The following is a 10057-nucleotide window of genomic DNA, read 5'->3' as shown; positions in this document are numbered from 1 at the left end:
CGCCGCCGCCCTGAACGCCGACATTTGCGAGATCTACACGGATGTCGACGGCGTGTTCACCGCGGACCCGCGCGTCGTTCCCCGGGCGCACAAGCTCGACCGCATCTCGAGCGAGGAAATGCTCGAGCTTGCCGCCGCCGGCGCCAAGGTCCTCTACATCCGGGCGGTGGAATACGCCCGCAGGCACGGGGTGACCCTGCACGTGCGCTCATCGTTCAACAACAATCTCGGCACGATCGTGTACAACCCCGACACGACCGACCCGGCGACCGCGCTCCCGGATGGAACCGTCGGCACGCCTCCCGTTACCAGTACGACCGAATCCCTGATCGGAGAAAAAGTGGAAGAGCCCATCATCGCCGGGATCGCCGCCGACCTCAGCGAGGCGAAGGTGACCGTCGTCGGCGTTCCCGACATCCCCGGCAAGGCCGCGCAGATCTTCAAGATCGTCGCGAACACCAACGCCAACGTCGACATGATCGTCCAGAACGTGTCCGCCGCCTCGACCGGGCTGACCGACATCTCCTTCACCCTTCCGAAGTCGGAAGGACAGCGGGTCCTGACCGCGCTGACGAACGAACGCGGAAACGTCGGGTTCGCGAGCCTGCAGTACGACGACCAGATCGGCAAGCTCGCCCTCGTCGGCGCGGGCATGCGCACCAACACCGGTGTCTCCGCGAAGCTGTTCGCCGCACTCTACGAGGCAGGGATCAACATCGAGATGATCTCGACGAGCGAGATCCGCATCTCGGTCGTCACCCGCGCGGACACCATCAACGAGGCGCTCCGGGTCGTGCACACCGCATTCGACCTCGACGACGACGCCGAGGCCGTCGTGCACGGCGGCACCGGCCGCTGAGCCGCGCCGCCCCGGCATCGCCGGGAACCGAGCCACACACACCGCGTCACCCGCAGTCAGACCGTCAGACAGCACGACAGACAGATACTAGGGAAGAAACCGTGAGCAGCACAGCAGGAATCCACATCGGAGTCGTCGGGGCAACCGGCCAGGTGGGCGCCGTCGTCCGGCACCTGCTCGAGCAGCGGGACTTCCCGGTTGCGGGCATCCGCTACTTCGCGTCTGCCCGTTCGGCCGGAACCACCCTGCCGTGGAAGGACGACCGGATCGTCGTCGAAGACGCCGCGACGGCCGACCCGACCGGGCTCGACATCGCGATCTTCTCCGCCGGGGCGACCCTGTCCAAGGTCCAGGCCCCCCGGTTCGCCGCTGCCGGCGTCACCGTGATCGACAACTCGTCCGGCTGGCGGATGGACCCCGACGTTCCCCTCGTCGTCAGCGAGGTCAACCCCGAAGCCATTCACCACGCCGTCAAGGGCATCATCGCGAACCCGAACTGCACCACGATGGCCGCGATGCCCGTGCTCAAGGTCCTGCACGACGAAGCCGGGCTGCAGCGCCTGATCGTGAGCACCTACCAGGCCGTGTCCGGCAGCGGGCTCGCCGGTGCCCAGGAACTGGCGAGCCAGATCCGCGCCGCCGCGCACAGCGACAACCTCCTCCAGCTCGTCCACGACGGGTCCGCCGTCCCGATGCCCGAACCCGTGCTGTACGTGCGCCCGATCGCCTTCGACGTCGTTCCGCTCGCCGGTTCGATCGTCGACGACGGACTCTTCGAGACGGACGAGGAAAAGAAGCTGCGCAACGAGAGTCGCAAGATCCTCGAACTGCCCGACCTGCTTGTCTCGGGTACCTGCGTGCGGGTGCCGGTCTTCACGGGCCACTCCCTGTCCATCAACGCCGAATTCGCGAACCCGCTCTCGGTCGCCCGTGCGCTCGAGCTGCTCAAGGATGCTCCGGGCGTCGTGCTCACGGACGTCCCCACTCCGCTCGAGGCCGCGGGCAAGGACCCGAGCTTCGTCGGTCGGGTCCGCCAGGACCCCGGAGTGCCGGATGGGCGTGGACTGGCCCTGTTCATCACCAACGACAACCTGCGCAAGGGCGCCGCGCTCAACGCCGTCCAGATCGCCGAACTCGTCGCAGCGGACCTGCTCGCGTCCTGACCGACGGTGACTTTTCCGGTCGCGGAGGCGACCGCCGGACCGCGTGCACTACTGTGGAACACCATGGGCGGGTATCGCGTTTCAGAGGGCGTGCGGCGCGTCATCATCGCACTCTTCGCGACCATCGCCGGCGTCGTCGTGGTCTCCGCGATCCTGTCGCTGACCGGTCAGCCGGGGTCCGCCTGGTGGGTCGCCGCCACTGGTGTCTTCTGCGCCGCAGCGCTCAACGTCTGCTGGGTGCGCCTGGGCCCTGAACGGCATCGCAGCCCCGTCGTGAGCCTGCCCATCCTGGTGCTGCCCGTGCTCTACACCGTTGTCAGCCCGCTGGCCGCGGCCGGCGCCATCGTCCTCGGAGTGCTGCTCATCGTCCTGGTGCGCTCCCGACGCGTCGACGTCGCCCTCTACAGTGCCGGACTCGCGGGAACCGGCAGTGCCGCGGCCGTCGCCGTCCTCGCAGGCGCGACCGCCTTCGGCCTCCCCAGTTATCTCGCCGCCGGTTGCGCCGGCGCCGCGTATGTCGCGCTCGTGGCGATCATCGAATACCTGCGGATGGTGTTGGTCCGGCCGATCGCGAACCGCACCGGCCCCCTGATCGCGCCGGCGCGGCTGGCGCTGATGGTGCTCGGATGCGCACTCCTGTCCGCGCTCGTCGTGGTCTTCCACGACGCAGGCCTGGCCGTCAGCCGGGACCCGATCGTGTTCGTGATCGCAACCCTGCTCGCCTTCACCCTCGTCGGCGTCGGGATCAAGCTCATCGGCCGCGTCGTCACGATGCGCAGCCGGCTCACCGGACTCATCACGGGCGCTGCGGCGCTCGGCGCCGCCGGGCGCGAGGACATCTCCGCCGGCCGTGTCCAGTCCGGGCCTGAGGACGATGCCGAGGCGACCTCCCGGGTCCTCGCACTGCTTCACGAGGCCGTGCGGACGACCATCGGCGTCGAGTACGTCGCCGTGCGCGACCACGCGGCGCGCGTCGGGGAGATCAGCGCCCCCATCCTGCTGTCCGAGTCCGACACCCGGTTCGTCGTCGCGGGCCGCGAGCCGATGGGTGGCGTCTTCACCGCCGACGACAGGAGCGCACTCAACGCCCTCGCCCGCGCGGCCGAACTCGCGATGAGCGCCCACTACAACATCGGCGGCCTCACCGCCCGCGCCAACACCGACCCCCTCACCGGACTGCCGAACTACCGGGCCTTCCAGACGGCGCTCGCGAACATCAACGACCACCGTGACTATTCGGAGGCCCTCGCCGTCCTGTTCCTGGACCTCGATGACTTCAAGCGCCTCAATGACCGGCACGGGCACCAGAGCGGAGACGACCTGCTCAGGGAACTCGGCCGCAGGCTGCGCATGGTCGTGCGACCGAGCGACGTCGTCGCTCGCGTCGGCGGCGACGAATTCGTCGTGATCCTCACTCACCTGGCCTCTCTCGGCGAGGCGAAGGAGATCGCCGAACGCATCCTCGAGACCTCCGTGCAGCCGCTCACCCTCGGCTCGAGCAGCTACACCCCGACGCTCAGCATCGGCCTCGCCTATTCGGCCCACCGGGAGACGGATGTCTCCCAGCTCGTGCAGGACGCCGACCGGGCCATGCTCGCGATCAAGAAGTCGCGGCGCCGTGGCGGACCGGCCAACGAGAGCAGCATCAACATCTCGAGCCACCGCTCCTCCCAGATCAACGACATCATCGCGCACGCCATCGACGAGGACCTCCTCGAACTCGCGTTCCAGCCGATCGTCAGCCTCGTCACGGGCCAGATCTGGGCGTTCGAGGCACTTGTCCGCTACAACGACCCCGTTCTCGGCCCGCTTTCGCCGCCGTCCATCGTGGAGAAGGCCAAGGGACTCGGCCGGATGGACGCCCTCACCCGGCAGGTCGCCGTGAAGGCCATGGCCGCGGCCGCCGACTTCCGCCTCGTCGAACCCCGGGTCACCTGCATGGCCATCAACGTCGAGGCCGGGCAGATCGTGCCCGACCGGGTCGGCACCTTCATGGAGGACCTCGCCGGACGGTATCCGGGAATCTCGCTGTGCCTCGAACTCAACGAGCGTTCCGTCGCCCGGGTGACCCCCGCCATCCGCTCGCAGGCCGACCGGCTGCGCGACCTGGGGCTGCTGATCGCCCTCGACGACTACGGGTCCCAGGACTCCTCGGTGGACGCGCTCGTGCGGATGCCCATGGACATCCTGAAGATCGATCGCAGCCTCGTCGATGACCTCGATGACATCCGCCAGCGTGAGGTGCTCACCGCGCTGCAGGGCTTCGGCGACAACCTCGAATACTCGATGATCGTCGAGGGCGTGGAGAACGAGGCGATGGTCAGGCACCTCGCTGCCATCGGCATCCGCAGCGCCCAGGGCTTCCACTACGGCGTTCCGGAGAGCTTTGAGAAGACCCTGTCCCGTCTCGAGCGCTATGGGGCCGCAGCGGTCGTCCCCGCTGGCGACCTCCCGATCGGTCCAACCGTTGGAGCAGAGACTCCTGCTGCAGCCCCGGCGACCTGACCGATAGTCTCAGTCCATGAGTGAGACCGGGATGGACCGAGCGGTGAGGTCGAATCTGTCGCGCCTCGACCGTTCCGTCTTCCTCTCCCAGCTTCTCCTCGCCGGGGCGACCCTCTTCCTCGTCGCTGTCACCGGGCTCACCGCGATCCAGCGGCTGAGCTCCCCGATGTTCTTCCTCGGCGTGCTCCTGATTTTCATCGTCACGGCCGTCAGCGCCCTCGTCACGTGGAGCGACCACTCCAAGTACTGGATCGTCCTGCTTCCCGTCGTCGACATCATCGCGATCGTGCTGATCTGGCAGGCCGCGACCGCGATCGGCGCGAGTTTCCTCCTGGTGCTTCCCGTGATCTGGCTGTCGACGCACTTCGGAGCGCGGGGTGCGACGGGGAGCGTCATCCTGGCGGCCGTCATGATCTGGGGCGGGACCCTGTTCCGTTCCGTGCCCATTTCCCTGGCCGACGTTCCCCAGCTCGCGATGATACCGACCATGCTGGGCTTCGTCGCGGTGACCACGCACCTGACGACCAAGCGCGCCGCGGCGCAGCGGGTGCTCCTCACCCAGCAGGCCGGCCTGTTCGAGTCGGCCCTGCGACGTTCACGCCGCCAGGAGCAGACCCTCGACGAACTCTTCAACGCTGTGGACTTCGGGGTCGTCGGATTCGACCGTGCCTCCACGGCGAATTTCCTGAACCGTGCCCAGCGCGAGCTGCTCGCCCTCTATGGCACGACAGACAACCGGCCGGCAGTCGTCAGCACGGTGTTCCACGAAGACAGGGTGACCCCGTACGACGAGCTGGACCGGCCGTACTCCCGGGCGCTCCGCGGGGAGACCATCGACCGCCTCACCGTCTGGGTCGGCGAACCCGGCCAGCAGCAGGCTGCCCTCCTGGTCTCCGCGCGACCGATCACCGACGAGAACGGCGACTACGACGGCGGCGTCATGGTCTCGCGTGACGTGACCGCGGAAGTCAGGGCGATCCAGGCCCGCGACGACCTCGTCGCCTCGGTGTCCCACGAGTTGCGCACACCGCTCACGTCCATCCTCGGCTACCTCGAACTCGCTCTCGATGACGAACGTCTCGACCCGTCGACCAGGGGCATGCTCGAGGTCGCGTCGAAGAACTCCGACCGACTGCTCGAGATGGTCTCCGGGCTGCTCACCGACGCGAGTGATTCGAAGCACGAGCCTCCGCTCAACGTCGCCCCGTGCGACCTGGCCGGGATCGTCGCTGACGCTCTCGAGTCCGCCGGCCCTTCGGCCTCCAAACGCACCATCGGGTTCGATGTCGAGGCCCTTCCCGCCGTCACGGTCGAAGCGGATGCGTTCCGCTTGCGGCAGGTCGTCGACAACGTCCTCTCGAACGCGATCAAGTACAACGTCGAGTCCGGGCGGATCGGGGTCACGCTGGCCGTCGCCGACGGGCTGGCGGAATTGCGGATCTCGGATACCGGCAGGGGGATGACCGCCGAGGAACAGACCAAACTGTTTGACAGGTTCTACCGTGCGGACTCGGTACGGAATTCGAGCGTGCACGGCACCGGGCTCGGGCTGAGCATCAGCAGGGACATCATGCGCAAGCACGGGGGCGACCTGCGCCTCGAATCCACCAAGGGCAAAGGCTCGGTGGCGGTCTTCACGCTACCCCTGACGCCCGTCGCCAGCCGATAGACTGCCCTCAGAAGGGGGCCCAGCACTTGGACTCGACCACACTCTTTATCGTCAGCGCGCTCATCGTCGTGCTCTGCGGGGTGTCGTTCATCCTGAACACGGCCCTCAACCGCAATGACGCGGCGGGCAAGCTCTGGAGCCTCGCCTTCATCGCAGGGATCGCCGTGGCCTTCGGCTACGGCGTGGCGATCATCGGGGCATCGAACTGGTGGGGTCTCCTGGTCGGCAACGTCGGCCTCGTCGTGCTGTCCGGGGCGTTCTGGAGCGGTTCCCGCCTCTACAACTCGCGGGAGTCCCTGCTGTGGACCGTCGGAGCGGCCGGAGCGGTCGTCGCGATCTGGACGCTCGTCACTGCGCCGGGCGGCGACGGCTGGGGCGCCTCAGGGGTGACCTGGGCGGCCATGGCCGCCTTCGGCGCCCTGGGCGGTTCTGAGGCGCTGCGGGGCAGGCTCGGCAGGAACATCAACGGCAGGATTCTGGGTCTGAGCCTCTGGATCGTGACGGTCTACACGTCGGCGCGGGTGGTCGCCCTGGTCGCGCTCGGCCACGACCACCCGGACTTCTCCCGGTTCTTCGGAACAGGATCTGCGTCGATCGTCAACATGTCCCTGATCGTGGTCGGTTCCATCGCCATTTCGATCCTCCGCGCCGAGAAGCTCGGCAACAACGCCGTCGGGGACTTCACCGATGGCATCCACTCTGCGGCGGGCGTGATGACGTCTGGTGCCTTCGTGCAGGCGGCGACCGACCACATCGAGAGGGCCGACCGCTGGCAGCTCGGACTCGCCGTGATCGGTGCCGACATCGACAACCTCCCGGAGATCAACACCGCCTTCGGGCGCGCCGCAGGTGACGCGGCCATCGCCCGGTTCGCCCAGACTCTGCGGTACAGCGCGCCCGTGATGGCCCTGATCGGGCACCCCGCCGCCGGCAGCTTCCTCATTCTCGTCAGTGTCTCGTCCGCAACGGAGGCCCGGAGCATCACCGAACGCATCCAGACCGCGCTCGTCGACGAACCGGTCACGGACTCCTATCGCATCCGCCTGACCGCGAGTTTCGCCATCGCGGACACCTTCGACCACGGCTACGAGCTCGGCGTGCTCACGTCGGCCGTCACCGAGGCCATCCGCACGCTCAAGCGCGGCGGTGGCAACGACATCACGGTCGTCTCCGAAGCGGCCTGAGACCCGACGGACCGAGTCGCGGAAGCCGGCCGACCGGCGGCTATCCGGCGGGGGTGAGCGCGACGGTGATCTCGTCGCTCGCCGTCGACTTGGCGAATGCCGCCGAGGTCGGCGTCGACTGCACGAGGACCTCGTAGGTGAATGCGAGCGTGATGCTCGTCGCAGCGGGGTCGACCGCGGGCAGGATGAACGTCTGGCTGTAGCTGTACGGCGTCTTGATCAGGTAGCCGGGCGCGATCGAGGCCTGGTCGACCGAGGCGGGTGGGGCGGTCAGGGGGCCGCTGGGGCCCTTCACGGACGCGGCGACGCTCACCCGGGAGAGGTAGACGGCCTGGCCGTCGTCCGTTCCGAGGGTTCCGATCAGAGAGAAGCTGATCGGCTTGTTCGCGGAGGGTGTCCATTCGCCGATGTTGAGCGTCGACCAGTAGTTCACGGCGAGGGTGACATCGCCGGCCTTGAGGTTGCGGGTCGTCGAACCGGTCGCGAGGTCATTGATCACCGGAATGATCGGGGCCACCGAGAAGGTGGCCGTCGGCGTGCTCGAGGCGAGACCCGTCGACCAGGGTGCCTGGCCGCATCCGCTCAGAGACGCTGTGAGCAGAAGACCCAGACCGAGCGCGGGAAGCACTCGTGAGAGGGAACGAGCAGGCATGAGGACTCCCGTGGATCGTGGTTCAAGCCCGAACAGGGGGGCTGCGCTTGAGCTTATCTTGCGGAGACCTTGACCGGGGGTGTGGCAAAAGTTGCGGTTCGGATGGGAGAGTAAGACCTGTGAACGAGAACCCCCAGAATTCCCCGTATGTCAAGGCCCAGCCCCCGGTTGACCCTTCCCTCGCGGCCTACGCGAACGATTTCACGGAAATCGTCGACGCTCTGCCCGTGTTCCGCCCGACCATCGGGTGCATCGTTCCTGCGTACAACGAAGCGGACTCCATCGCTTCAGTCCTGGATTCCCTGCTCGCCCAGACGCGTCTTCCCGACGTGATCCACGTCGTCGTGAACAACACGACGGATGACACGGTCGAGATTGCCAGCCACTACGCCGGCCCGCACATGCGGATGACCGACGGTGTCGAGCAGTTCACCGAGATCTTCGTCCACGACATCGGGGAGAACCCGGACAAGAAGGTCGGTGCGCTCAACTACGGCTTCTCGCTCATCGAGGGCTGCGACTACCTCCTCGGCGTCGACGGCGACACCACCGCAGACCCCCGGGCGGTCTGGCACCTCGAGGCCGAGATCTCCTCCGACACCCGCGTCGGCGGCATCTCCGCCATTTACAGCATCGACGACAGCCAGATCGACGGCACGATGGGTAAGTTCCTCATCGCCGGCCAGCGCACCCAGTTCGCCGCCTTCAACATGCAGAACATGCTCCGCGGCCGCAACATGGCCGTCCTCGGCGGGCAGTTCTCGATCTTCTCGATCCGGACCCTCCAGGAAGTCATGATCGACAGCAAGCAGTCCACTCCGTGGGTGAAGGACAGCGAGGTCGAGGACTCCCTCCTCTCCCTGCAGATCAAGAGCGCCGGCTACCTGACCAAGATCAGCGCCCAGGCCCGCGCCAACGTCGGCGGCATGACGACCCTGCGCGGCCTCGACGCCCAGCAGGTCAAATGGAACTTCGGCGCCATCGAGCTGATGTGGCCCGGCCAGCGCGGCGACACGAAGGGGCAGCCCTTTCACCCCAACCTCCGGCTCCGCTGGATCGAGAACTTCTCGATGGCCGTCAACATCGTCACCCGTGGTCTGTTCATCATCCTGCTCGCCGCATCCCTGTCGATCGGCGCCTTCGTGTTCAGCCCGGTCTGGCTGATCCCGCCGCTCGTCGCACTGCTGCTCAACTTCCGCACGGCCTGGTCGATGAAGAACCGCAACGGGCGGGACTTCTTCTTCGCGCTGGCCTGGTTCCCCGCGGAGATCTACATGTGGGTGCGAATCGGACACTTCCTCAGGGCCTGGACGAAGTTCGCGAGCAACAAGCAGGTCGACAACTGGGCGGAGCAGGCCAAGGCAGAGCGCGGCTCCGGAAACGCCTTCCTTTTCCCGCTCATCTTCGCGACGGCCTTCTTCGCCGCGCTCGTGTTCATCTGGCTGCAGCTGCCCGTGGTGGCGCAGTCGACGGTCCTCTGGATCGGCTGGCCGATCCTCGGCGTCACCACCATCATCCAGACCCTCACCATGTTCGGCACACTCGTCAAGCGTCACCGGGGCTACCGGGTGTGATCGCCCTACTCGAAGACGGGGCGCTCGAGACGCTGCTCAACCAGGTGGGCGGCGATACCTCGCTGCGTCACCGATTCCTGCGCGACTTCGTCGCCCTCTGGCCCAGCCGGGCCGAGCGGCTTGCGGAGTCCCTCGCCCGGCCGGACCTGGAAGAGGCGCACGTCGTCCTCCTCAGCATCCGTTCGACGAGCACGATGGTGGGAGCCGTCGTGCTCGAAGCGACCGCTGCCCTCGTGCACAGTGCGCTCTCGCGCAATGATCTGCCGGGCTGCCTGCAACACATGCGGCGGCTTGTCGAGGTCGGTGAAGCCACCTGTGCCGAGCTCGCCGTGCTGACGACCAGGGCAGAAGACGCCGAGCGCGCCCAGAAGGCCTGGCAGGCTCAACAGGGGCAACAGCAGGCTCAGTATGAGCAGCAGTCCCAGTTCGGCGACCGTGCGGTTCCGCCGCG

Annotated in this window: 7 protein-coding genes and 1 pseudogene; 7 read left to right on the top strand and 1 reads right to left on the bottom strand. The window is 67.3% G+C overall.

Annotated features, from left to right (window positions below):
- The 5 genes from QN345_RS11340 to QN345_RS11320 all read left to right on the top strand — a co-directional run.
- Nucleotides 1–859 (top strand): aspartate kinase (locus QN345_RS11340; protein ID WP_323508664.1); only part of this gene is annotated, 859 nt, incomplete at its 5' end.
- Nucleotides 860–960: 101 nt separating this feature from the next.
- Entirely contained in the window at nucleotides 961–2022 is a 1062-nt protein-coding gene (locus QN345_RS11335; RefSeq protein ID WP_134449857.1) for an aspartate-semialdehyde dehydrogenase, read from the top strand.
- 6 nt (nucleotides 2023–2028) lie between these two features.
- Nucleotides 2029–4527, top strand: a complete 2499-nt coding sequence (locus QN345_RS11330) for an EAL domain-containing protein (protein ID WP_323508663.1) — start codon at nucleotides 2029–2031, stop codon at nucleotides 4525–4527.
- A gap of 16 nt (nucleotides 4528–4543) precedes the next feature.
- Complete coding sequence (locus QN345_RS11325; protein ID WP_134449859.1) at nucleotides 4544–6196, top strand: sensor histidine kinase; 1653 nt, start codon at nucleotides 4544–4546, stop codon at nucleotides 6194–6196.
- 26 nt (nucleotides 6197–6222) lie between these two features.
- Nucleotides 6223–7380 (top strand): GGDEF domain-containing protein, encoded by a 1158-nt coding sequence (locus QN345_RS11320; protein ID WP_134561649.1) that lies wholly within the window; start codon nucleotides 6223–6225, stop codon nucleotides 7378–7380.
- Between the two features lie 40 nt (nucleotides 7381–7420).
- On the opposite strand, the gene QN345_RS11315 is transcribed toward QN345_RS11320, so the two are convergent.
- Entirely contained in the window at nucleotides 7421–8032 is a 612-nt protein-coding gene (locus QN345_RS11315; protein ID WP_134449861.1) for a hypothetical protein, read from the bottom strand.
- 119 nt (nucleotides 8033–8151) lie between these two features.
- Here QN345_RS11315 and QN345_RS11310 point away from each other — a divergent pair, with 119 nt between their 5' ends.
- Together QN345_RS11310 and QN345_RS11305 are read left to right on the top strand one after the other, a co-directional pair.
- Nucleotides 8152–9606, top strand: a complete 1455-nt coding sequence (locus QN345_RS11310; RefSeq protein ID WP_134449862.1) for a glycosyltransferase family 2 protein — start codon at nucleotides 8152–8154, stop codon at nucleotides 9604–9606.
- Nucleotides 9603–10057, top strand: a pseudogene (locus QN345_RS11305) (hypothetical protein); the annotation flags it as partial. The gene QN345_RS11310 and the pseudogene QN345_RS11305, both read left to right, overlap by 4 nt.

The sequence above is a fragment of the Cryobacterium sp. 10I1 genome (assembly GCF_035019805.1).
Taxonomy (GTDB): domain Bacteria; phylum Actinomycetota; class Actinomycetes; order Actinomycetales; family Microbacteriaceae; genus Cryobacterium; species Cryobacterium glucosi.
The sequence above is the reverse complement of the archived record's forward strand: the minus strand, read 5'-3'. Positions and strand labels throughout refer to the sequence as shown.

What these genes read in the sequence shown, in the direction of transcription:
- QN345_RS11315 (WP_134449861.1), bottom strand. Translation starts at nt 8,032, where the DNA reads ATGCCTGCTCGTTCCCTCTCACGAGTGCTTCCCGCGCTCGGTCTGGGT.
- QN345_RS11325 (WP_134449859.1), top strand. Translation starts at nt 4,544, where the DNA reads ATGAGTGAGACCGGGATGGACCGAGCGGTGAGGTCGAATCTGTCGCGC.